Origin of the sequence: Serratia sp. FDAARGOS_506 (assembly GCF_003812745.1) — a bacterium.
Lineage (GTDB): Bacteria > Pseudomonadota > Gammaproteobacteria > Enterobacterales > Enterobacteriaceae > Serratia.
The window spans coordinates 484,700-506,533 of record NZ_CP033831.1 but is presented as its reverse complement, the minus strand read 5'-3'; the positions used below and the strand labels follow the sequence as shown (position 1 = coordinate 506,533).

Below are 21,834 nucleotides of genomic sequence, written 5' to 3'. Positions count from 1 at the left end.
CTCGCGCCCGAAACGGCTATTTACCTGGGAAAGCGATGTGATTGAGATTTTGTATCAGGATGAACACCTGGTGGCGGTGAACAAGCCGTCGGGCTGGTTGGTGCACCGCAGTTGGCTGGACCGTCATGAAACTCGCTTTATGATGCAGACGGTGCGCGATCAGCTCGGGCAGCACGTCTTTACCGTGCACCGTCTCGATCGCCCGACCTCCGGCGTATTGCTGATGGCGCTCTCCAGCGAGGTGGCGCGCCTGCTGTCACAGCAGTTCGAGCAGCATCAGGTGCAGAAAACCTACCATGCGGTGGTGCGCGGTTACGTGCAGGAGGGGGCGACCCTTGATTACCCGCTGACGGTGGAGCTGGACAAAATCGCCGATAAACATGCCGATGCCGACAAGGGGCCTCAGCCGGCGGTGACGCACTACCGGCCGTTGGCACAGGTAGAGATGCCGGTGGCCGTCGGCCGCTACGACAGCGCGCGCTACAGCCTGGTGGAGTTGCAGCCGGAAACCGGCCGCAAGCACCAGCTGCGGCGCCACATGGCGCATCTTCGCCATCCGATCATCGGCGACAGCAAACACGGCGATCTGCGGCAGAACCGCGGTATGGCGCAGCATTTCGGCTGCCCGCGCCTGATGCTGCACGCCAGCCATCTGCAGCTGACGCATCCGGTGACCGGCGAACCGCTGCGGGTGACGGCGCGCTGGGACGAAGATTGGCAAGGGGTGATGGCGCAGTTCGGCTGGGCGGGGGTATTCCCTGAACTTGCCGGGGTTGAGTTTAGCGCGGCTAACGGTCAGGATAGCTGACAATTTTTAAAGGTAATGAAGGGAGTAGGAGCCATGGCTCAGGTTGGTATCTTCGTGGGAACGGTCTACGGCAATTCGCTGCTGGTGGCGGAAGAAGCGCAAAACATCCTCAGCGAACAGGGCCATGAGGTCACATTGTTCGAAGAGGGCACGCTGGAGGCCTGGCAGTTTTATCGCCAACACTACGCGCTGGTGATCACGTCCACCACCGGGCAGGGCGATCTGCCGGACAGCATTGCGCCGCTGTTCCACGCCATTCGCGATCAGGTTGGTTACCAGCCGGAACTGCGCTATGGGCTGATCGCCCTCGGCGACAGCAGCTATGACAACTTCTGCGGCGCCGGGCGCGCGTTCGACGCGTTGCTGCAAGAGCAGGGCGCGACCCGCGTTGGCGAAGTGCTGGAGATCGATGCGATGGAACAGCCGGAGCCGGAAGTGGCCGCCTGTCCGTGGGTCGAACAGTGGGGCACGCTGCTGCAATCGTAAAGTAAAAAGGCGCCGCGAAAGGGCGCCTTGGCGATGATGCGGGTCAGCCGATCCGCATTACTTGCCGCGGGTGAGTTTTTCCAGATCGGCTTCGATCTCGGCAATCTTGTGCGACACCACGCCTTCGAGATGGCGCAGGTCGTCGAGGATTTTACGCTTCAGATCCACTTCCACCTGATCGCGCTGGCACAGCTGATCCAGTTCGTCGATCACGTAACGCAAGTTCGGGTTGATCTCGTGAATTTCCTTGTAGCCCTGGCCGGCGTTGTCCGCCACCACGGTTTTACGCTGGCGCGGGTACTTGAACTTCACGCTCTTGGCGAAGAACTCGCCCTTGTCTTTGCGGAAATAGATCTTGAGGATGTCGTTGTTGGCCTCTTGACGCAGGCTATAGCGATCGACGTCTTCCGGTTGATTGATGCCCAAACTCTTCAAGTTATCGTACATACTGCGCCCTCTTTAGATGTGATCGTTATATTCCACGACTGCGATTATGGCGGAAAGCGAGATCTGCGACTGTGACTGCCAGCGAAACGCAGACAAAAAAATAGCGGGTGAATCACCCGCTATTTCAATTTAGTCGATAGTACGCAATAACTCATTAATGCCCACTTTACCGCGCGTTTTGGCATCGACTTTCTTGACGATCACCGCGCAGTACAGGCTGTAAGAGCCGTCTTTCGACGGCAGGTTGCCGGAAACCACCACCGAACCCGCCGGCACGCGGCCGTAATGGATTTCGCCGGTCTCGCGGTCATAGATACGGGTGCTCTGGCCGAGGTACACGCCCATCGAAATCACCGAGCCTTCTTCCACGATCACGCCTTCCACCACTTCGGAGCGCGCGCCGATGAAGCAGTTGTCTTCGATGATGGTCGGGTTGGCCTGCAGCGGCTCCAGCACGCCGCCGATGCCGACGCCGCCGGACAGGTGAACGTTTTTGCCGATCTGCGCGCAAGAACCGACGGTGGCCCAGGTGTCGACCATGGTGCCTTCGTCGACGTAGGCGCCGATGTTAACGTAAGACGGCATCAGCACGGTGTTGCGGGCAATGAACGCGCCCTGGCGCACGGTGGCCGGCGGCACAACGCGGAAACCTTCCTTCTGGAAGCGTGCTTCGTCGTAGTCGGCGAACTTCATCGGCACTTTGTCGTAGTAGCGGGTTTCCGCGCCGTCCATCACCTTGTTGTCGTTGATGCGGAAAGAGAGCAGCACGGCTTTCTTCAGCCACTGGTGGGTGACCCATTGACCGTCGATCTTCTCGGCGACGCGCAGGGCGCCGCTGTCCAGCAGGCCGATCACCTGGTTTACCGCTTCGCGCGTTACGGTGTCTACGTTCGCCGGGGTGATGTCCGCACGGCGCTCGAAGGCGCTTTCAATAACGTTCTGTAATTGCTGCATGCTGTTCTCTTTCCTGATGTTGTCGGTAAAAAGTTACTTGTATCACATTTTATCGTTTGGGGTGAGGGCCTCTGTCAACCGTTGCTCCAACTTTCTGCGCGTTTCCTGATCGAGCGCGCGTCGCTCGCCGTCGGCCAGGATAAACAAGTCCTCGACCCGCTCGCCGATGGTGGTAATGCGTGCGCCGTGCAGCGACAGCCCCAGATCGGCGAACACTTCGCCCACCCGCGCCAGCAGGCCGGGCTGGTCGAGTGCGATCAGCTCCAGGTAGCTGCGGCGATCGGTGTGGGTCGGCAGGAAGGTCACCTCGGTCGGCACGCTGAAGTGACGCAGCTTGGAAGAAGGCCGACGCACGCGCGGCGGCTGGTATTCCCGCTGAGTGATGGCCTGCAACAAGGCCTGGCGGATCGCCGTGTGGCGATCCTGTGCCAGCGGGCTGCCGTCCGGCTCCAGCACGATAAAGGTGTCCATCGCCATGCCGTCGCGGTTGGTGAAGATCTGCGCGTCGTGCACGCTCAGGTTGCGGCGATCCATCTCCCCGGCGACGGCGGCGAACAGGTAAGGGCGGTCCGGGCTCCAGATAAAGATCTCGGTGCCGCCGCGCGTCGCCTGGCGGCTGACCAGCACCAGCGGCTGAGTGGAGTCGTGAGCCAGCAGGTGACGGGCGTGCCAGGCCAGCTGGTTCGGCGAGTGGCGCAGGAAATAGTCGGCGCGGCAGCGGCTCCAGATGCGGTGCAGCGCCTCTTCGTCGATGTTGTCCATGCGCAGCAGCGCCAGCGCCTGCAGGCGGTGATGACGCACGCGTTCGCGCAGATCCGGGCTGTTTTGCATGCCGCGGCGCAGCTGCTTCTCGGTGGCGAAGTACAGCTCGCGCAACAGGCTCTGCTTCCAGCTGTTCCACAGGGTTTCGTTGGTGGCGCAGATATCCGCCACCGTCAGGCACACCAGGTAGCGCAGGCGGGTTTCGCTCTGCACTTCGCTGCTGAATTGCTGGATCACCGTCGGGTCTTGAATATCGCGGCGTTGCGCGGTGACCGACATCAGCAGGTGCCAGCGCACCAGCCAGGCTACCAGTTGGGTTTCGCGCGAGTTGAGGCCGTGCAGTTCGGCGAACTCCACCACGTCTTCCGCACCGAGGATCGAGTGATCGCCGCCGCGCCCTTTGGCGATATCGTGGAACAGCGCCGCCAGCAGCAGCAGCTCCGGATGCGGCAGACGCGGGTACAGCTCCACGCACAGCGGATGGCGCGGCCGGGTTTGCGCATCGGCGAAGCTCTCCAGCTTCTGCAGCACGCGGATGGTGTGTTCATCGACGGTATAGGCGTGGAACAGGTCGAACTGCATTTGCCCGACGATCTTGCCCCACTGCGGCATGTAGGCCCACAGTACGCTGTGACGGTGCATCGGTACCAGGGCGCGCGACACCGCGCCGGGATGGCGCAGAATGGCCATAAACAGATCGCGCGCTTCCGGAATGGTGCACAGCGGTTGCTTCAGGTGGCGGCGCGCGTGGCGCAGTTGGCGCACGGTGGTGGAATAAATGCCCTTGATCTCGCGGTTGCGCACCATCAGGTAGAACATGCGCATGATGGCTTGCGGCTCGCGGATGAACAGCGTTTCGTCGCGCAGATCGATCAGATCGCCGCGTAGCTGGAAATCGTCGTTCAGCGGGCGCGGCTTCTCGGTGGCGTCCAGCGCCAGGATGGCCTCGTCGAACAGCTGCAGCAGCATGTGGTTGAGCTCGCTGACGCGCCGCGTCATGCGGTAGAAGTCTTTCATCATGCGCTCGACCGGCTCGTTGCCTTCGCCTTCATAGCGCAGCAGCTGCGCCACGCTGAGTTGACGATCGAACAACAGGCGGTTGTCGTAACGCGGCAGCACCAGGTGCAGCGCGAAACGGATGCGCCACAGGAAGCTCTGGCATTCGTTCAGCTCGTTGCGCTCGGCCTGGGTGAGGAAACCGAAGCCGACCATTTCGTCCAGCGAGGTGGCGCCGAAGTGGCGACGCGCCACCCACAGCAGGGTGTGGATGTCGCGCAGGCCGCCGGGGCTGCTTTTGATATCCGGCTCCAGGTTATAGCTGGTGCCGTGGTAGCGCTGGTGGCGCTCCTGCTGTTCGTTGACCTTGGCGTGAAAAAACTGCGGTGAGGGCCAGAAGCCATCGCTGAAGATATGCTTTTGCATCTGCAGGAACAGCGCGACGTCGCCGCAGATCATGCGCGATTCGATCAGGTTGGTGGCCACGGTCAGATCCGCCAACCCCTCCAGCAGGCACTCTTCCAGGGTGCGTACGCTGTGGCCCACTTCCAACTTGAGATCCCACAGCAGGGTGATGAATTCGCCGACCCGCTGCGACTGTTGTTCCGTTAGTCGGCGCTGGCTGAGCACCAGCACGTCGATGTCCGACAGCGGGTGCAGTTCGCCGCGGCCATAGCCGCCGACCGCCACCAGTGCGGTTTCCGGGATATCTTCGAAGCCGTAGAAGGTCCACAGCCGACGCAGCAGGCGATCGATGAAGTCGCTGCGCGCCGCCACCAGGCTTTCGGCGCTGGCGCCGGCGTCGAACGCTGCCGCCAGCCACAGCTGAAACTGTTCCAGCCGCTGTTTCAGCACCGGACAGGTGAGCTCGTTGTCGCCGTAGGTACTGGGGGAGGCAGGCGGCATCGGCACGGCCGGGGCCGCCGGTTGAAGGAGATTGTCAGACATAGTGCGCAGCCCATAAAAAAGCCGGCAAAAGCCGGCCTGGTGACATTCTGCACGCGGCGTTCGCCGCGGTGCTTACATCTCGTGCGTAATGATGTTGGGGATGGTGTCATCCTTGCGCAACGTCATTATCTCGCAGCCGTTATCTGTGACCACAATAGTATGCTCATACTGCGCCGACAAGCTGCGATCTTTGGTTTTTACCGTCCAGCCGTCTTTCATGGTGCGGATGCGGTAGTCGCCGGCGTTGACCATCGGTTCGATGGTGAAGGCCATGCCCGCCTGCAGTACCACGCCGCCGTCATCGGCATCATAGTGCAGCACCTGCGGTTCTTCGTGGAACACTTCGCCGATGCCGTGGCCGCAGTACTCGCGCACCACGGAGAACTTCTCGGCTTCGACAAACTGCTGGATAGCCTTGCCCAGGGTGCGCAGGCGGATGCCTGGCTTGACCATCTTCAGCGCCAGATACAGGCTTTCCTGAGTGACGCGACACAGGCGCTCGCCCAGAATGGTCGGTTTGCCGACGATGAACATCTTCGAGGTGTCGCCGTGGAAACCGTCTTTAATCACGGTCACGTCGATATTGACGATGTCGCCGTCTTTCAGCGTTTTGTCGTCGCTCGGGATGCCGTGGCACACCACTTCGTTCACCGAGATGCACACGGATTTCGGGAAGCCGTGATAGCCGAGGCAGGCGGAAATGGCCTGCTGCTCGTTGGTGATGTACTCGTGACAGATACGGTCCAGTTCGCCGGTGGTCACGCCAGGTTTGACGTGCGGCTCGATGATTTCCAGCACTTCGGCGGCCAGGCGGCCGGCCACGCGCATTTTTTGGATGTCATCAGGTGTTTTAATTGAGATTGCCATGAAATTTGTCCGCAGGTGTCGTTATCGTCGACAATAAGAAGCAGTGACTTATGGTATCAGCCCGGCCGGGGGCTGCCAAATTTCATTTCCCGATGCCCGGCGCAAAGCAACAAAAGTTGGTGTCCGCGGCGGGTTTATGGTATAAAGCGCGCCGGCGATCCGCGACTTGGTTCTTGTGACCTGGCAGGAATTGGCCGAAAATACTTTAACTGCACTCATTTTGTGTAAATAACACACACGTATCGGCACATCCGCCGGGGTGCCCTGAGGTGACTTGTCGCCGCCAGGGTCGGCGTTATGGGATACGTGGAGGCATAACCCCAATTAATCTATAGAGGTTTAATCATGGCAACTGTTTCCATGCGCGACATGCTCAAGGCTGGTGTTCACTTCGGTCACCAGACCCGTTACTGGAACCCGAAAATGAAGCCTTTCATCTTCGGCGCTCGTAACAAGGTTCACATCATCAACCTGGAGCAGACCGTACCAATGTTCAACGCCGCTCTGGCTGAACTGAGCAAGATCTCTTCCCGTAAAGGCAAGATCCTGTTCGTTGGTACCAAACGCGCAGCAAGCGAAGCGGTAAAAGACGCTGCGAACAGCTGTGACCAGTTCTTCGTGAACCACCGTTGGTTGGGTGGCATGCTGACTAACTGGAAAACCGTTCGTCAGTCCATCAAGCGTTTGAAAGATCTGGAAATCCAGTCTCAAGACGGCACCCTGGACAAGCTGACCAAGAAAGAAGCGCTGATGCGCACTCGTGAACTGGCCAAGCTGGAAAACTCCCTGGGCGGTATCAAAGATATGGGCGGTCTGCCAGACGCACTGTTCGTTATCGATGCCGATCACGAGCACATCGCGATCAAAGAAGCCAACAACCTGGGTATCCCGGTATTCTCTATCGTTGATACCAACTCCAACCCAGACGGCGTTGACTTCATCATCCCTGGTAACGACGACGCAATCCGTGCAGTAAACCTGTACCTGACTGCTGTTGCTGCCGCTGTGCGTGAAGGTCGTTCTCAAGATCTGGCCGTTCAGGCGGAAGAAGGCTTCGTAGAAGCTGAATAATAAGGCAAGCTCATCACTGAGCCCTTATTAACCAGGTATTGACATATGTTGGTTAGGGGGGCCTGTAAAGGCCCCCTTTGCTTATCTGAATGAGAACTGTCTCTACGCGAGATAACCGAGGAAAAATAAATGGCTGATATTACCGCTGCCCTGGTAAAAGAACTGCGCGAGCGTACCGGCGCTGGCATGATGGATTGCAAGAAGGCGCTGGTTGAATCCAACGGCGACATCGAACTGGCAATCGAAAACATGCGTAAGTCCGGTGCGATCAAAGCCGCTAAAAAAGCAGGCAACGTGGCTGCTGACGGCGTGATCAAAACCAAGATCGAAGGCAACTACGGCATCATCCTGGAAGTTAACTGCCAGACTGACTTCGTAGCGAAAGACGCCGGTTTCCAGGCGTTCGCCGACAAAGTGCTGGATGCCGCTGTTGCCGGCAAAATCACTGACGTTGACGTGCTGAAAGCACAGTTCGAAGAAGAGCGCGTAGCGCTGGTGGCAAAAATCGGCGAAAACATCAACATTCGTCGCGTTGCTTCCCTGGAAGGCGAAGTGCTGGGTAGCTACCTGCACGGCGCGCGTATCGGCGTTCTGGTTGCGGCTAAAGGCGCTGACGAAGAGCTGGTTAAGCAAATCGCAATGCACATTGCGGCAAGCAAGCCAGAGTTCGTGAAGCCAGAAGACGTGTCTGCTGAAGTGGTAGAAAAAGAGTACCAGGTTCAGCTGGACATCGCCATGCAGTCCGGCAAGCCGAAAGAAATCGCAGAGAAAATGGTTGAAGGCCGCATGAAGAAATTCACCGGCGAAGTTTCTCTGACCGGTCAGCCTTTCGTTATGGATCCGAGCAAATCTGTTGCTCAGGTGCTGAAAGAGCACAATGCTGACGTGACCAACTTCATTCGCTTCGAAGTGGGCGAAGGCATCGAGAAAGTCGAAACCGACTTCGCTGCTGAAGTTGCCGCGATGAGCAAACAGTCTTAATGACTGTCGATGGAACCGCCGTCTGGCGGTTCCATACTATCCAGCCAGAATTACACCGGTGGCAGGCCCTGCAGCGTGATACTCACCTCAGGCGCGTTTCATCGGCTGAAATCCCCAATACTAATACTGCTTCTTAGGACAGAACACCATGGCAACCAATGCAAAACCCGTATATCAGCGTATTCTGCTTAAACTGAGTGGCGAAGCCCTGCAAGGTGCAGAAGGTTTTGGTATCGACGCCAGCGTTTTGGATCGCATGGCTCAGGAAGTAAAAGAGCTGGTCGAACTGGGAATTCAGGTCGGTGTAGTTATTGGCGGCGGGAACTTGTTCCGCGGCGCGGGCCTGGCGCAAGCCGGCATGAACCGCGTAGTGGGCGACCACATGGGAATGCTGGCTACCGTGATGAACGGCCTGGCTATGCGTGATGCACTGCACCGTGCCTATGTGAACGCCCGCCTGATGTCAGCGATCCCGCTGAACGGCGTATGTGATAATTACAGTTGGGCAGAGGCTATCAGCCTGCTGCGCAACAACCGCGTGGTGATCTTCTCCGCCGGTACCGGCAACCCGTTCTTCACCACCGATTCCGCCGCTTGTCTGCGCGGCATCGAGATCGAAGCGGACGTAGTGCTGAAAGCCACCAAAGTGGATGGCGTATATTCCGCAGATCCGGTGAAAAACCCGGATGCGACGCTGTATGAACAATTAACCTATCAGGACGTGCTGGAGCGCGAGCTGAAAGTGATGGATCTGGCGGCGTTTACGCTGGCCCGCGATCACGGTCTGCCGATCCGCGTGTTCAACATGAACAAGCCTGGTGCGCTGCGCCGCGTGGTGATGGGTGAGAATGAAGGTACGCTGATCAGCAAATAAGGCTGTTCACACCCCTTTTTCGGAGCGCGTGACGCCAGGCGCTGCGCGCTCTCCGAGTACGATTACGGGCTATACTTGAGTATCGCCTGCCAAGTAACCAGCTTCCAAGGGTTTGCAACGTGACTAATGAAATCAGAAAAGATGCTGATTCACGCATGGAAAAAAGCGTAGAAGCATTCAAAAACCAAATCAGCAAGATCCGTACCGGCCGCGCTTCGCCAAGCATTCTGGACGGCATCATGGTGGAATACTACGGCGCCGCTACGCCGCTGCGCCAGCTGGCCAACGTGACCGTGGAAGACTCCCGCACGCTGAAAATCAACGTGTTCGATCGCAGCCTGAGCCAGGCCGTTGAGAAAGCGATCATGAGCTCTGACCTGGGCCTCAACCCGTCTTCCGCCGGTTCTGACATTCGCGTTCCGCTGCCTCCGCTGACCGAAGAGCGTCGTAAAGATCTCATCAAGATCGTGCGCGGCGAAGCCGAGCAGGGCCGCGTAGCGGTGCGTAACGTGCGTCGCGACGCTAACGACAAAGTCAAGGCGCTGCTGAAAGACAAAGAGATCAGCGAAGACGAAGAACGTCGTTCACAAGACGAGATTCAGAAAATGACTGACGCTTACATCAAGCTGGTCGATGCCGCGCTGGCAGAGAAAGAAAAAGAGCTGATGGATTTCTAATCAGCATCGCGCAGAAAAAAAGCGTCGCCTGGGCGGCGCTTTGTTTTTTGTGGCGCAGATCCCGTTTCATCGTACTGAAAGATCATGGACAAGCGGTGTCCAAGGTTCCACACTGGAGCACCTCCGATCTCATCAGACAGTTATTCAGAGTGAACTCATGAAGCAACTGACCATTCTTGGCTCGACCGGCTCGGTAGGGACCAGCACCCTGGCCGTGGTCAGGGCAAATCCTGACCGTTTTGCGATCAAAGCACTGGTGGCCGGCCGCAACGTCGCGGTCATGGCGCAGCAATGCATGGAATTCCGGCCCGCCTTTGCCGCTATGGCGGATGAAAGCGCTGCGCGCGAGCTGCGCGCCATTCTGGCGGAAAACGGCGTCGCTACCGAGGTATTGGCAGGGGAACAAGCGGCCTGCGAACTGGCTGCTTTGGATGACGTCGATCAAGTGACGGCAGCGATCGTCGGCGCTGCGGGGCTGTTACCGACGCTGGCGGCGATCCGCGCAGGCAAGCAGGTGCTGCTGGCCAACAAAGAGTCGCTGGTCACCTGTGGCCGTTTGTTTATGGATGCAGTGCGGCAAAGTCAGGCGCAGCTGCTGCCTCTCGACAGCGAGCACAACGCGATTTTTCAGAGTTTGCCTGAGAGCATTCAGCGTCAGTTGGGATACTCTTCACTGGACGATCATGGTGTTTCGCGCATCGTGCTTACCGGCTCCGGCGGCCCGTTCCGCACCACGCCGCTGGAGCAGTTCGCCGCGATGACGCCGGATCAAGCCTGCGCTCACCCGAACTGGTCGATGGGGCGCAAGATTTCGGTGGACTCCGCCACCATGATGAACAAAGGTCTGGAATACATTGAGGCCCGCTGGCTGTTTAACGCCTCGGCCGAGCAAATGGAAGTGATCCTGCACCCGCAATCGGTGATTCACTCGATGGTGCGCTATGCCGACGGCAGCGTGCTGGCGCAGCTGGGCACGCCGGATATGCGCACGCCGATCGCCCACGCGATGGCGTATCCGCAGCGTGTGAACTCCGGCGTGGAAGCGCTGGACTTCTGCCGCATCGGTTCGCTGACCTTCGCCGAACCGGATCGCGAGCGTTATCCTTGCCTGTATTTGGCGATCGAAGCGTTTGACGCCGGCCAGGCGGCGACCACCGCACTGAACGCGGCCAATGAAATCGCCGTGGCGGCATTTTTGCAGCAGCAGATTCGCTTTACCGACATCGCCGCGGTCAACCGCCAGGTGGTGGAGTGCCTCGCGCTGCAGGAACCGACGTGCATCGAAGCGGTCTTAGACATTGACCGCCAGGCGCGCGCCGCTGCCGAGGAGCGCGTTCGCTCGTTGCGCGGTTGATCACGGTGATTATCCGATTTTGCTCGTAATTCGCGTGTGCCGCAGCGGGGCCGTTTGTTCATGCCCCGCTGAGGTGGTATAGTCTGCGCCACCTGTCAGCGGTTATACCGTTGAATTATGGCCCGATTGGTGCCCTGTGCGCCAATGGCGACCCGGCAGTGCCGGGTATCGCGAGGGCAGGCTGAAAGCCGTGTCGGGCACACGGCTTTTTTTGCGCGTAAGGGCCTGATGTTCCGGAAAGGCAGTTATATTTCTATTGAGGAAATAAGTACGAGTTATGTCGTCCGCAAACCAACAAGAGGCTAATCCATCTTCCCCGGGGCCGCGCCATGTCGCCATTATCATGGACGGTAACGGACGCTGGGCCAAACGTCAGGGCAAGTTACGTGTCTTCGGTCATAAAGCAGGGGTGAAATCGGTTCGCCGCGCGGTCAGCTTTGCCGCCAGCAACCATTTAGATGCACTCACGCTTTATGCCTTCAGCAGCGAAAACTGGAATCGTCCGGTGCAGGAAGTCTCCGCCCTGATGGAGCTTTTTGTCCGTGCTCTGGATAGTGAAGTAAAAAGCCTGCATAAACATAACGTCAGGCTGCGGGTGATCGGCGATATCAGCCGCTTCAGCTCGCGTTTGCAGGAGCGGATCCGCCGTTCTGAAGCACTGACGGAAAATAACGATGGTCTGACGCTCAATATCGCTGCCAACTACGGCGGCCGTTGGGATATCATTCAGGGAGTAAGGGAACTGGCCGAACGGGTACGGGTGGGGGAGTTGCACCCGGATCAGATCAGCGAGGAATTATTGAGCGAGCGGGTTTGCATGAGCGACCTGGCGCCGGTGGATCTGGTTATCCGCACCGGTGGCGAGCATCGCATCAGTAACTTCCTGCTGTGGCAAATCGCCTATGCTGAACTTTACTTTACTGATGTGCTCTGGCCTGATTTCGATGAACTTGTCTTTGAAGGTGCGCTGAATGCATTTGCACAACGTGAGCGCCGCTTCGGGGGAACAACACCTATCGGCGCCGATGCGTCCTAGGGAGAACTTTTGCTGAAGTATCGCCTCATAACTGCTCTGATTTTAATCCCGATCGTTATCGCGGCGCTGTTCTTGTTGCCGCCGCTGGCCTTTGCTCTGGTAACGCTCGTCGTGTGCATGTTAGCAGCCTGGGAGTGGGGCCAACTGGCCGGTTTTACCTCCCGTCCGCAGCGCATCTGGCTGGCGATACTGTGTGGTTTCTTGCTGGCGCTGATGATGCTCAGCGTCCCCGCGTACCATCAATCCGTGCCGCAGGTGAGCGGCTCGCTGTGGCTGTCGTTGGCCTGGTGGCTGGCGGCGCTGCTGCTGGTGCTGTTCTACCCCGGCTCGGCCGCTATCTGGCGCAATTCGCGCCCGCTGCGTCTGCTGTTCGGTCTGCTGACCATCGTGCCGTTCTTCTGGGGAATGCTGGCGCTGCGTCAGTTCGGCTACGAGCAAAACCCGTATACCGGCGCCTGGTGGCTGCTGTACGTGATGCTGCTGGTGTGGGGCGCGGATTCCGGCGCCTACATGTTCGGCAAGCTGTTCGGCAAGCATAAGTTGGCACCGAAGGTTTCGCCGGGCAAAACCTGGGAAGGGTTGATCGGCGGTCTGCTGACGTCGGCGGTCATTTCCTGGCTGTTCGGCCGCTATGCGCCACTGAACGTGGTGCCGACCACCCTGTTGGCCTGTTCGGTGATTGCCGCGCTGGCTTCGGTGCTGGGCGATTTGACCGAAAGCATGTTCAAACGCGAAGCGGGCATCAAGGACAGCGGTCATTTGATTCCCGGTCATGGCGGCATACTGGATCGTATCGACAGCCTGACCGCGGCGGTGCCGGTGTTTGCCTGCCTGATGCTGTTGGTGTTTTAATCCGTCGATGACGGAAAGTGAGGGATGATGGTCAGCGTGCTTTGGAACCTGGTGGCGTTTCTGATTGCGCTCGGTATCTTGATTACCGTGCACGAGTTCGGACACTTTTGGGTTGCCCGTCGTTGCGGCGTGCGCGTTGAGCGTTTCTCCATCGGCTTCGGCCGCGCGCTGTGGCGCCGTACCGATCGCCAGGGCACCGAGTACGTCATCGCCTTGATTCCGCTCGGCGGCTACGTGAAGATGCTGGACGAGCGCGTAGAGTCGGTAGCGCCGGAAATGCGCCATCAGGCCTTCAACAATAAAACCGTTTGGCAGCGCGCGGCTATCATTAGCGCCGGCCCCATCGCCAACTTCCTGTTTGCTATCCTTGCCTACTGGCTGGTGTTCATCATCGGCGTGCCGAGTTTCCGCCCGGTGATCGGCGAAATCGCGCCGCAATCCATCGCCGCCAAGGCTGAAATTTCGTCTGGAATGGAACTAAAGTCGGTTGACGGCATCGAAACGCCTGATTGGGAGTCAGTTCGTCTGGCGCTGGTGGCGAAGATTGGCGATGCGCAAACCGAAGTCGGCGTCGCGCCGTTTGGCTCTTCGCAGGTAGTGACCAAAACCCTGGATTTGCGCCAGTGGAATTTTGAGCCGGACAAGCAGGATCCCGTTGTCGCGCTGGGCATTATGCCGCGCGGCCCGCAGATCGAATCCGTCTTGGCGGAAGTGCAGCCTAATTCGGCGGCGCAAAAGGCGGGTTTACAAGCGGGGGATAGGATCGTTAAAGTCGATGGTCAGCCGTTGGGTCGTTGGCAGACGCTGGTGAAGCGTATCCACGATGGCCCGGGGCAACCGCTGGCTTTGGAGATTGAAAGAAACGGCGCCCCCTTGTCTTTGACACTGATACCGGATACAAAGCCGGTGGGAAAAGACAAATCGGTGGGGTTTGCAGGCATCATTCCAAAAGTGCTGCCGCTGCCGGACGAGTATAAGACGATTCGCCAGTATGGACCGTTCCCGGCGCTGTATCAGGCCGGCGACAAGACCTGGCAGCTGATGCGGCTGACGGTTAACATGCTGGGCAAATTAATAACCGGTGATGTAAAGCTGAACAACCTGAGTGGCCCGATCTCGATTGCACAGGGAGCAGGGGCGTCAGCCGGAGTCGGGTTCGTGTATTATCTGATGTTCCTGGCGTTGATTAGCGTCAATCTGGGTATCATCAACCTGTTCCCATTACCGGTGTTAGATGGTGGGCATCTCCTCTTCCTGGCGATAGAAAAGCTGAAGGGTGGGCCGGTTTCCGAGCGAGTACAGGACTACAGCTACCGCATAGGTTCGATCGTGCTGGTGTTGTTGATGGGTCTTGCACTTTTCAATGATTTTTCCCGCCTTTAGGGGCGGGGATAGGTTAGGAAGAACGCATAACAACGATGGCGATGAAAAAGTTGCTCATAGCGTCGCTGCTGTTTGGCAGCGCCACCGTATACGGTGCAGACGGGTTCGTAGTGAAAGATATTCATTTCGAAGGCCTGCAGCGAGTCGCCGTCGGTGCGGCGTTACTCAACATGCCGGTTCGCGTCGGCGATACCGTCACTGACGATGACATCAGTAATACCATCCGTGCCTTGTTTGCCACCGGCAACTTCGAGGACGTGCGCGTACTGCGCGATGGTAATACCTTGATCGTGCAGGTGAAGGAACGTCCTACCATCGCCAGCATCACTTTCTCCGGCAACAAGTCGGTGAAGGATGACATGCTCAAGCAGAACCTGGAAGCCTCCGGCGTCCGGGTGGGCGAGGCGCTCGACCGCACCACGATCTCCAGCATTGAAAAAGGGCTGGAAGACTTCTACTACAGCGTCGGTAAATACAGCGCCTCGGTGAAAGCCGTAGTCACGCCGCTGCCGCGCAACCGTGTCGACCTGAAGCTGGTGTTCACGGAAGGGGTCTCTGCCAAGATTCAACAAATCAACATCGTCGGCAACCATGCTTTCACCAACGACGAACTGATCTCGCGCTTCCAACTGCGTGACGAGGTGCCGTGGTGGAACCTGGTCGGCGATCGCAAATACCAGAAGCAAAAACTGGCGGGCGATCTCGAAACCCTGCGCAGCTTCTATCTGGATCGCGGCTATGCCCGCTTCAATATCGATTCTACCCAGGTGAGCCTGACGCCGGATAAAAAAGGCATCTACATCACCATCAACATCACCGAAGGCGATCAGTACAAGCTTTCCGATGTTGTCGTGAACGGCAACCTGGCCGGCCACTCGGCGGAAGTCGCTCAGATCACCAAGATCGAACCGGGTGAGCTGTATAACGGCAGCAAGGTGACCAAAATGGAAGACAACATCAAAACGATGTTGGGCCGTTATGGTTACGCCTACCCGCGCGTCGGCACTCAGCCGGAGATCAACGACGCGGATAAAACCGTCAAGCTACACGTCAACGTTGATGCGGGCAACCGCTTCTATGTGCGCCGCGTCAAGTTCGAAGGCAACGACACCAGCAAGGATTCCGTACTGCGCCGCGAAATGCGCCAGATGGAAGGCGCCTGGCTCGGCAACGAACAGGTCGAGCAGGGTAAAGAGCGTCTGAACCGCTTGGGCTACTTCGAAACGGTTGACGTGGAAACCCAGCGCGTGCCAGGCACCGCCGATCAGGTCGACGTGACCTACAAGGTGAAAGAACGCAACACCGGTACCTTTAACTTCGGCGTCGGTTACGGCACCGAGAGCGGCGTCAGCTTCCAGGCCGGCGTGCAGCAGGACAACTGGTTGGGTACCGGCTACTCTGTCGGCATCAGCGGCACCAAGAACGATTATCAAACGTATACCGAACTGTCGGTTACCAACCCATACTTCACCGTCGACGGTGTAAGCCTGGGCGGCCGCGTGTTCTACAACGACTTTAAAGCGGATAACGCGGACCTGTCCGACTACACCAACAAGAGTTACGGTGTTGACGGCACGCTGGGCTTCCCGATCAACGAAAACAACTCGTTGCGCACCGGCCTGGGTTACGTCCACAACGGCCTGTCGAACATGCAGCCGCAGATCGCCATGTGGCGTTATCTCGAGTCGATGGGCAAGGATCCGAACAAAACCGACCGCGCGAGCTACTCGACGGACGACTTTACCTTGAACCTGGGCTGGACCTACAACAACCTGGACCGCGGCTACTTCCCGACTTCGGGTAACCGCACCACGTTGAACGGCAAGGTCACCATTCCAGGCTCGGACAATGAATACTACAAGGTGACGCTGGACAGCGTACAGTACGTGCCGATCAACGACGACCGCACTTGGGTGCTGTTGGGCCGCGGCCGTTTGGGCTACGCGGATGGGCTGGGTGGCAAGGAAATGCCGTTCTATGAGAACTTCTACGCCGGTGGTTCGAGTACCGTGCGTGGCTTCCAGTCCAATACCATTGGTCCGAAGGCGGTGTATTACAACTCCAACTCGTACCAGTGCCAGTTCAACGCCGGCAGCACGACCGATCGTCAGAGCATCTGTAGTTCGGATGACGCGGTGGGCGGTAACGCCATGGCGGTCGCCAGCCTGGAACTGATCACTCCGACGCCGTTCATCAGCGAGAAATACGCCAACTCGGTGCGGACGTCGCTGTTCATCGATGCGGGTACCGTGTGGGATACCAAGTGGAAGAATACCAACGAAACGCTGATGTACGGCGTGCCTGACTACAGTAAGGCCAGCAATATTCGTTCTTCCGCCGGTATTGCGCTGCAGTGGATGTCGCCGCTTGGGCCGTTGGTGTTCTCTTACGCCAACCCGATCAAGAAATACGAAGGCGACAAGTCCGAACAGTTCCAGTTTAACATCGGTAAGACCTGGTAACGGGTCTCACCTCTGGGCATAACGGTTATTAAGAATCGCAATGGCCAGGCACCCGCCGGCAGAGGGAGATGATTCTCATTGTGTGGTGGGATAAGTCTGGCAAATTGTGTACTTCAGTGTCATATGACACAAATGGGTGATGGTAAGGAGTTTATAGTGAAAAAGTGGTTGTGTGCCGCAGGCCTCGGTTTAGCAATGGCTGCTTCAGCTGGCGTTCAGGCAGCAGATAAGATCGCTGTCGTTAACGTCTCCAGCATTTTCCAACAGCTGCCGGCCCGCGAAGCGGTCGCTAAACAGCTGGAAAACGAGTTTAAAGGCCGTGCAAGCGAACTCCAGAACATGGAACGTAGCCTGCAGACCAAAATGCAACGTCTGCAGCGTGACGGCGCTACCATGAAAGCCAGCGACCGCAGCAAGTTGGAAAAAGACGTGATGGCGCAGCGCGAGCAGTTCTCTCAGAAAGCGCAGGCTTTCGAGCAGGACAACCGTCGTCGCCAGATGGAAGAGCGTAACAAAATCCTGAGCCGCATCCAGGACGCTGTGAAATCTGTCGCCAGCAAAGGCGGCTATGACGTGGTGATCGACGCCAACGCCGTTGCCTATGCAGACTCTTCCAAAGATATCACTGCTGACGTGCTGAAACAGGTTAAATAACACATGCTTTCAATTCGACTGGCTGATTTAGCGCAGCAGTTGGATGCACAATTGCACGGTGATGGCGATCTCGTCATCACCGGCATTGCTTCTATGCATTCGGCACAGCCTGGCCAAATCACGTTTTTGTCAAACAGCCGCTATCAAGAGCAGCTGTCTTCCTGCCAGGCAAGCGCCGTGGTGCTTACCGAAGCGGACTTACCACACTGCCGTACTGCGGCGCTGGTGGTTAAAAACCCTTACTTGACCTACGCGCGCATGGCGCAGCTGATGGATACCACGCCGGCGCCGGCGCAGGATATCGCGCCAAGCGCGGTGATCTCGCCTGAAGCGCAGCTGGGGCAGAACGTCGCCATTGGGGCGAATGCGGTGATTGAGTCGGGTGCGGTGCTTGGCGATAACGTGGTTATCGGCCCGGGCTGCTTCATCGGCAAACACGCACGCATCGGCGCAGGTACGCGTCTGTGGGCGAACGTCACGATTTATCATGCGGTTGAAATCGGTCAGCGCTGCCTGATCCAGTCGGGCACCGTGATTGGCGCGGACGGTTTCGGCTATGCGAACGAGCGCGGCGAGTGGATCAAAATTCCTCAGTTGGGCACGGTGATTATCGGCGATCGCGTCGAAATTGGCGCTTGCACCACCATTGACCGCGGCGCTTTGGATAACACCCAAATCGGGAATGGTGTTATCATCGACAACCAATGCCAGATTGCACATAACGTCGTGATTGGCGACAATACTGCCGTCGCCGGCGGCGTGATCATGGCCGGCAGCCTGAAAATCGGCCGCTACTGCCAGATCGGCGGTGCCAGTGTGATCAACGGTCACATGGAGATTGCCGACAAGGTTGTTGTTACCGGAATGGGAATGGTTATGCGACCAATCACCGAACCTGGGGTATACTCTTCGGGCATTCCGTTGCAGCCTAACAAGGTTTGGCGTAAAACCGCTGCGTTGGTGATGAATATCGATGAGATCAGCAAGCGCTTGAAAGCTGTCGAACGTAAAGTCGGAAAAGACTAATCATTGCCGCCCGCCTTGGCGGGTACAAAACGAAACGCGTTGGTCGTGAGACCAAAAGCGCAAAGAGATGTTAATTTGCGGCCTGCATGATGATCTCCTTTTGGGGTCAGCGCAGGCCGTGTTGTTGATGCCATCAGTTTTTAGAGACAGGAAGAGTATTTTGACTACTGACACTCATACTCTGGATATTGCAGAAATTTTGGATCTGCTTCCTCACCGTTACCCATTCTTGCTGGTCGACCGCGTCCTCGAGTTTGAAGAGCACAAATATCTGCGTGCGGTGAAGAACGTATCGGTGAACGAACCGTTTTTCCAGGGCCACTTCCCTGGCAAACCGATTTTCCCAGGCGTATTGATCCTGGAAGCCATGGCGCAGGCCACCGGTATCCTGGCGTTTAAAAGCGTCGGCAAACTGGAGCCGGGCGAGCTGTATTACTTCGCCGGTATCGACGAAGCGCGCTTCAAGCGCCCTGTGGTACCAGGCGATCAGATGGTCATGGAAGTCACCTTCGAGAAAACTCGCCGCGGCCTGACTCGCTTCAAAGGCGTAGCGACCGTTGACGGTAAAATTGTCTGCGAAGCAACCATGATGTGTGCCCGCAGCCGGGAGGCTTAATCCGTGATTGACCAAACCGCCTTTATCCATCCTAGCGCGATAGTCGAAGAGGGCGCCGTCATCGGCGCCAACGTGCATATCGGCCCTTTCTGCTACGTCGGCTCCCAGGTGGAAATCGGCGCCGGCACGGTGCTGAAATCCCACGTGGTGGTGAACGGCATTACCAAGATTGGCTGCGATAACCAGATTTATCAGTTCGCTTCCATCGGTGAAGTGAACCAGGATCTGAAATACGCGGGTGAACCGACGCGCGTTGAAGTAGGCGATCGCAACCGCATTCGCGAGAGCGTCACCATTCACCGCGGCACCGCGCAGGGCACCGGCCTGACCAAAGTGGGCAGCGACAACCTGCTGATGGTCAACGTGCACGTTGCCCATGACTGCGTGGTCGGCAATTCTTGCGTGTTGGCCAACAATGCCACGCTGGCGGGGCATGTGGAAATCGACGATCACGCCATCATCGGTGGCATGACGGCGATCCACCAGTTCTGCATTATCGGCGCGCATGTGATGGTAGGCGGTTGCTCCGGCGTTGCTCAGGACGTACCTCCTTTTGTCATCGCTCAGGGTAACCACGCGACGCCGTTCGGCGTCAACGCGGTCGGCCTGAAGCGTCGCGGCTTTGACAAGGATGAAATGCAGGCGATCCGCAATGCCTACAAAATCCTGTATCGCAGCGAGAAAACGCTGGATGAAGCGAAAGCGGAAATCGAAGCCTTGGCCAAAGAGCAGCCGGTGGTGCAGCAGTACCTCGATTTCTTCACCCGTTCTACCCGCGGCATCATTCGCTGAGTTATGTCGAATCGTCCATTGACTATCGGATTGGTCGCCGGAGAAACCTCCGGTGACATTCTCGGCGCCGGTTTGATCCGCGCGCTCAAGGCGCAGATCCCCGACGCGCGTTTTGTTGGCGTCGCCGGCCCGCTGATGCAGGCCGAAGGCTGCGAAGCCTGGTACGAAATGGAAGAGCTGGCGGTCATGGGCGTGGTGGAAGTGCTTGAGCGCTTGCCACGCCTGTTGAAGATCCGCAAGGATCTCACCCGCCGCTTCGGCGAACTGCGGCCGGACGTGTTTGTCGGCATCGACGCGCCGGACTTCAACATTACGCTGGAAGGCCGCCTCAAGCAGCGCGGTATTCGCACCATTCACTACGTCAGCCCTTCCGTGTGGGCCTGGCGGCAAAAGCGCGTTTTCAAAATTGGCAAAGCCACCGATCTGGTGCTGGCCTTTCTCCCTTTCGAAAAAGCGTTTTACGATCGTTTCAACGTGCCTTGCCGGTTTATCGGCCATACCATGGCGGATGCCATGCCGCTGCAGCCCGATCGGCTGGCGGCGCGCGCCCAGCTTGGCATCGCTCCGCAGGCGCGCTGTCTGGCCTTGCTGCCGGGCAGCCGCGGCGCCGAAGTCGAGATGCTGAGCGCCGACTTTCTCAAAACAGCGCAACTGCTGCGCACGCGTTATCCCGAGCTGGAAGTGGTGGTGCCGCTGGTTAACGCCAAGCGGCGCGAGCAGTTTGAGCGCATCAAGGCGGAAGTGGCGCCGGACCTGACGGTGCACCTGCTGAACGGCCAGGGGCGCGAGGCGATGATCGCCAGCGATGCGGCGCTGCTGGCATCCGGCACGGCGGCGCTGGAATGCATGCTGGCCAAGTGCCCGATGGTGGTGGGCTATCGCATGAAGCCGTTCACTTTCTGGCTGGCGCAGAAGCTGGTGAAAACGCCTTACGTCTCGCTGCCGAACCTGCTGGCGGGGCGCGAGATCGTCACCGAGCTGCTGCAGCATGACTGCGTGCCGGACAAACTGGCCGCCGCCGTGATGCCGCTGCTCGAAGAGAGCCCGGAAACCGAAGCGCTGAAACAAACTTTCCTTACCTTGCACCAAAGCATCCGTTGCGGTGCGGACGAACAGGCCGCTCAGGCTGTGTTGGAGCTGGCGAAAGCATGATTGAACCCTTTATCTATCCCGCTGCCACGCTGATTGCCGGTGTGGACGAAGTGGGCCGCGGCCCGTTGGTCGGCGCGGTGGTCACCGCCGCCGTGATCCTCGATCCGGCACAGCCGATCGTCGGGCTGGCGGATTCCAAGAAACTCAGTGAAAAACGCCGCCTGGCGCTGTATGACGAAATCGTCGCCAAGGCGCTATCCTGGAGCCTGGGGCGCGCCGAACCGGCGGAAATCGACCAACTGAACATTTTGCACGCCACCATGTTGGCGATGCAGCGTGCGGTGGCCGGGTTGCATATCGCGCCGGACATGGTTTTAATCGACGGTAACCGTTGCCCGAGCCTGCCGATGCGTTCGCAGGCGGTGGTGAAGGGCGACAGCCGCGTGGCGGAGATCAGCGCAGCGTCCATTCTGGCGAAGGTCACGCGCGATCGCGAAATGGCCGAACTGGACAGCGAGTTCCCGGACTACGGTTTCGCGCAGCATAAAGGCTACCCGACCGCCCTCCACCTGGAGCGGCTGGCCGCGCTGGGCGCCACCGAGCACCACCGCCGCAGCTTCGCGCCGGTGAAAAGGGCGCTGGCGCTGTAGTCTACGGGCCTGGTTGACCAGGTTCGACAATAGCATTAACCCGGGC

The 21,834-nt window shown here is 58.4% G+C and carries 21 protein-coding genes; 17 read left to right on the top strand and 4 right to left on the bottom strand.

Annotated elements, in window-relative coordinates; translation table 11 throughout:
• Nucleotides 1-37 precede the first annotated feature (37 nt).
• Nucleotides 38-808: a tRNA pseudouridine(65) synthase TruC gene (gene truC, locus EGY12_RS02725; RefSeq protein WP_123892488.1), complete on the top strand. Its 771-nt coding sequence runs from the start codon at nucleotides 38-40 to the stop codon at nucleotides 806-808.
• A gap of 33 nt (nucleotides 809-841) precedes the next feature.
• Nucleotides 842-1,294: a flavodoxin gene (locus EGY12_RS02720; RefSeq protein ID WP_123892487.1), complete on the top strand. Its 453-nt coding sequence runs from the start codon at nucleotides 842-844 to the stop codon at nucleotides 1,292-1,294.
• Between the two features lie 57 nt (nucleotides 1,295-1,351).
• Here EGY12_RS02720 and EGY12_RS02715 read toward each other — a convergent pair whose 3' ends face one another.
• From EGY12_RS02715 to map, 4 genes are all read right to left on the bottom strand, one after another.
• Complete coding sequence (locus tag EGY12_RS02715; protein WP_004931929.1) at nucleotides 1,352-1,741, bottom strand: DUF3461 family protein; 390 nt, start codon at nucleotides 1,739-1,741, stop codon at nucleotides 1,352-1,354.
• Between the two features lie 129 nt (nucleotides 1,742-1,870).
• Nucleotides 1,871-2,695 (bottom strand): 2,3,4,5-tetrahydropyridine-2,6-dicarboxylate N-succinyltransferase, encoded by an 825-nt coding sequence (gene dapD / locus EGY12_RS02710; protein WP_004931932.1) that lies wholly within the window; start codon nucleotides 2,693-2,695, stop codon nucleotides 1,871-1,873.
• A 42-nt stretch (nucleotides 2,696-2,737) separates the two neighbouring features.
• The gene (glnD, locus tag EGY12_RS02705; protein WP_123892486.1) at nucleotides 2,738-5,401 is read right to left on the bottom strand and encodes a bifunctional uridylyltransferase/uridylyl-removing protein GlnD; all 2,664 of its coding nucleotides are present in this window, start codon (nucleotides 5,399-5,401) and stop codon (nucleotides 2,738-2,740) included.
• Between the two features lie 72 nt (nucleotides 5,402-5,473).
• Nucleotides 5,474-6,268, bottom strand: a complete 795-nt coding sequence (gene map / locus EGY12_RS02700) for a type I methionyl aminopeptidase (protein ID WP_004931936.1) — start codon at nucleotides 6,266-6,268, stop codon at nucleotides 5,474-5,476.
• A gap of 345 nt (nucleotides 6,269-6,613) precedes the next feature.
• Here map and rpsB point away from each other — a divergent pair, with 345 nt between their 5' ends.
• The 15 genes from rpsB (at nucleotide 6,614) to rnhB (ending at nucleotide 21,788) form a co-directional block, all read left to right on the top strand.
• On the top strand, nucleotides 6,614-7,339 hold the full coding sequence (gene rpsB, locus EGY12_RS02695; RefSeq protein ID WP_016929891.1) for a 30S ribosomal protein S2: 726 nt from the start codon (nucleotides 6,614-6,616) through the stop codon (nucleotides 7,337-7,339).
• Between the two features lie 129 nt (nucleotides 7,340-7,468).
• Nucleotides 7,469-8,320 carry a translation elongation factor Ts gene (tsf, locus tag EGY12_RS02690; protein ID WP_033632247.1) on the top strand — a complete coding sequence of 284 codons (852 nt, stop codon included), beginning with the start codon at nucleotides 7,469-7,471 and terminating at the stop codon, nucleotides 8,318-8,320.
• A 148-nt stretch (nucleotides 8,321-8,468) separates the two neighbouring features.
• Nucleotides 8,469-9,194: a UMP kinase gene (pyrH, locus tag EGY12_RS02685; RefSeq protein ID WP_004931940.1), complete on the top strand. Its 726-nt coding sequence runs from the start codon at nucleotides 8,469-8,471 to the stop codon at nucleotides 9,192-9,194.
• Nucleotides 9,195-9,313: 119 nt separating this feature from the next.
• Nucleotides 9,314-9,871: a ribosome recycling factor gene (gene frr, locus EGY12_RS02680; protein WP_004931943.1), complete on the top strand. Its 558-nt coding sequence runs from the start codon at nucleotides 9,314-9,316 to the stop codon at nucleotides 9,869-9,871.
• Nucleotides 9,872-10,028: 157 nt separating this feature from the next.
• On the top strand, nucleotides 10,029-11,225 hold the full coding sequence (gene ispC / locus EGY12_RS02675) for a 1-deoxy-D-xylulose-5-phosphate reductoisomerase (protein WP_123892485.1): 1,197 nt from the start codon (nucleotides 10,029-10,031) through the stop codon (nucleotides 11,223-11,225).
• 277 nt (nucleotides 11,226-11,502) lie between these two features.
• The gene (gene ispU, locus EGY12_RS02670; RefSeq protein WP_038878777.1) at nucleotides 11,503-12,261 is read left to right on the top strand and encodes a (2E,6E)-farnesyl-diphosphate-specific ditrans,polycis-undecaprenyl-diphosphate synthase; all 759 of its coding nucleotides are present in this window, start codon (nucleotides 11,503-11,505) and stop codon (nucleotides 12,259-12,261) included.
• Nucleotides 12,262-12,270: 9 nt separating this feature from the next.
• Complete coding sequence (gene cdsA / locus EGY12_RS02665) at nucleotides 12,271-13,113, top strand: phosphatidate cytidylyltransferase (protein ID WP_049198254.1); 843 nt, start codon at nucleotides 12,271-12,273, stop codon at nucleotides 13,111-13,113.
• A gap of 27 nt (nucleotides 13,114-13,140) precedes the next feature.
• Complete coding sequence (gene rseP / locus EGY12_RS02660; RefSeq protein ID WP_004931952.1) at nucleotides 13,141-14,496, top strand: sigma E protease regulator RseP; 1,356 nt, start codon at nucleotides 13,141-13,143, stop codon at nucleotides 14,494-14,496.
• A 35-nt stretch (nucleotides 14,497-14,531) separates the two neighbouring features.
• Nucleotides 14,532-16,958, top strand: a complete 2,427-nt coding sequence (bamA, locus tag EGY12_RS02655; RefSeq protein WP_123892484.1) for an outer membrane protein assembly factor BamA — start codon at nucleotides 14,532-14,534, stop codon at nucleotides 16,956-16,958.
• Nucleotides 16,959-17,114: 156 nt separating this feature from the next.
• Nucleotides 17,115-17,612, top strand: coding sequence for a molecular chaperone Skp (gene skp, locus EGY12_RS02650; protein WP_004931958.1), 498 nt, complete (start codon nucleotides 17,115-17,117; stop codon nucleotides 17,610-17,612).
• Between the two features lie 3 nt (nucleotides 17,613-17,615).
• Nucleotides 17,616-18,638, top strand: a complete 1,023-nt coding sequence (gene lpxD, locus EGY12_RS02645; RefSeq protein WP_049198252.1) for a UDP-3-O-(3-hydroxymyristoyl)glucosamine N-acyltransferase — start codon at nucleotides 17,616-17,618, stop codon at nucleotides 18,636-18,638.
• A 160-nt stretch (nucleotides 18,639-18,798) separates the two neighbouring features.
• Complete coding sequence (fabZ, locus tag EGY12_RS02640) at nucleotides 18,799-19,254, top strand: 3-hydroxyacyl-ACP dehydratase FabZ (protein WP_004931962.1); 456 nt, start codon at nucleotides 18,799-18,801, stop codon at nucleotides 19,252-19,254.
• A 3-nt stretch (nucleotides 19,255-19,257) separates the two neighbouring features.
• A complete protein-coding gene (lpxA, locus tag EGY12_RS02635; protein ID WP_038878788.1) occupies nucleotides 19,258-20,046 on the top strand; it encodes an acyl-ACP--UDP-N-acetylglucosamine O-acyltransferase in 789 nt (262 codons plus the stop codon).
• 3 nt (nucleotides 20,047-20,049) lie between these two features.
• Nucleotides 20,050-21,198 (top strand): lipid-A-disaccharide synthase, encoded by a 1,149-nt coding sequence (lpxB, locus tag EGY12_RS02630; protein ID WP_038878789.1) that lies wholly within the window; start codon nucleotides 20,050-20,052, stop codon nucleotides 21,196-21,198.
• Nucleotides 21,195-21,788, top strand: coding sequence for a ribonuclease HII (gene rnhB / locus EGY12_RS02625; protein WP_123892483.1), 594 nt, complete (start codon nucleotides 21,195-21,197; stop codon nucleotides 21,786-21,788). The genes lpxB and rnhB overlap by 4 nt, the downstream gene beginning before the upstream one ends.
• The last annotated feature ends 46 nt before the right edge of the window (nucleotides 21,789-21,834 follow it).